Consider the following 1,209-nt stretch of genomic DNA (forward strand, 5'->3'; position numbering starts at 1 on the left):
AGAGCTGGTTCGGTTTGTCTGAACAGATTGGGGCGTTTCGCTAAGTGGATTTCCGCCTCGATTATGCCGCCACTATCATTGGCGTCAGCGCGTTGAAGTAAGCCTGATCCGGCGTCTGCCGGTCAAGGGATGAATGTGGGCGTCGGGTATTGTAAAAGGTCAGATATCGACTGATGCCAGCGCGGGCCTCGGACACAGTTTTGTAGGCATGGAGATAGACCTCCTCGTATTTGACCGACCGCCAGAGCCGCTCGACGAAGACGTTGTCGCGCCACGCACCCTTGCCATCCATCGAGATTTCAATCCCGGCCTTCTTCAGGACCGCCGTGAAGTCGATGGAGGTGAACTGCGATCCCTGGTCGGTATTGAAGATGTCTGGCCTGCCATATCGGCAGAGAGCGTCCTCAACCGCCTCGATACAAAAGGCCGTCTCCATTGTGATCGACAGCCGCCACGACAGAACCCGACGACTGAACCAATCGACGACGGCGCAGAGATAGACGAAGCCCCGCGCCATGGGGATGTAGCTGATATCCATTGCCCAGACCTGGTTGGGTCTGGTGACCGCCAGCTTCCTGAGCAGATATGGATAGACCTTGTGACCAGGTACCGGTTTAGACGTGTTGGGTCGGCGGTAAATCGCCTCAATGCCCATCTTCTTCATCAGCGTCGCAACGTGAAGCCGCCCTGTCTGAAGCCCTTCCGCCTTCAAAAGCCCTTGCAACATCCGACTTCCGGCAAACGGGTAATCGAGATGCAGTTCATCGATCCGCCGCATCAAAGCCAGATCGCCGTCTGACACAGGGCGCGGCGAATAATAGAGGCTGCCACGGCTGAAGCCGAGAAGCCTCGCCTGGCGTACGACAGAGAGTTTGTGCTCGCGGTCGATCATTTCTTTCCGCCCAGCAATCCCGCCTTGCCGAGCGCACCGGATAAAAAATCATTCTCCAGTGTCAGCTCGCCGATCTTAGCATGCAGCGTTTTGACATCGACGGTCGGAGCCGCCGGTTCCGCTTTGGCGTCATCGCCGAAAACGCCTGTCGCCCCCTCAAGGAGCTGGTCTTTCCATTGCTTGATCTGATTGGTGTGCACGTCGAACTGCTGGGATAATTCAACCAGCGTCTGTTCACCCCGGATGGCGGCAAGCGCCACCTTCGCCTTGAAAGCCGGGCTATGGTTCCGGCGCGGTCGTCTCGTCATGGTATCTCC

Annotated in this window: 1 protein-coding gene; it reads right to left on the reverse strand. The window is 57.4% G+C overall.

What is annotated here, in order from left to right; all coding sequences use genetic code 11:
• Window positions 1-61 precede the first annotated feature (61 nt).
• A protein-coding gene (locus ACCD05_RS31715; RefSeq protein WP_413397631.1) for an IS3 family transposase occupies window positions 62-1,200 on the reverse strand; the annotation gives its coding sequence in 2 pieces (ribosomal slippage) (window positions 62-942 and window positions 942-1,200; 1,140 coding nt in all).
• Window positions 1,201-1,209: the final 9 nt, after the last annotated feature.

It is taken from the genome of Rhizobium sp. Rhizsp42 (genome assembly GCF_047304155.1).
GTDB lineage: Bacteria > Pseudomonadota > Alphaproteobacteria > Rhizobiales > Rhizobiaceae > Rhizobium.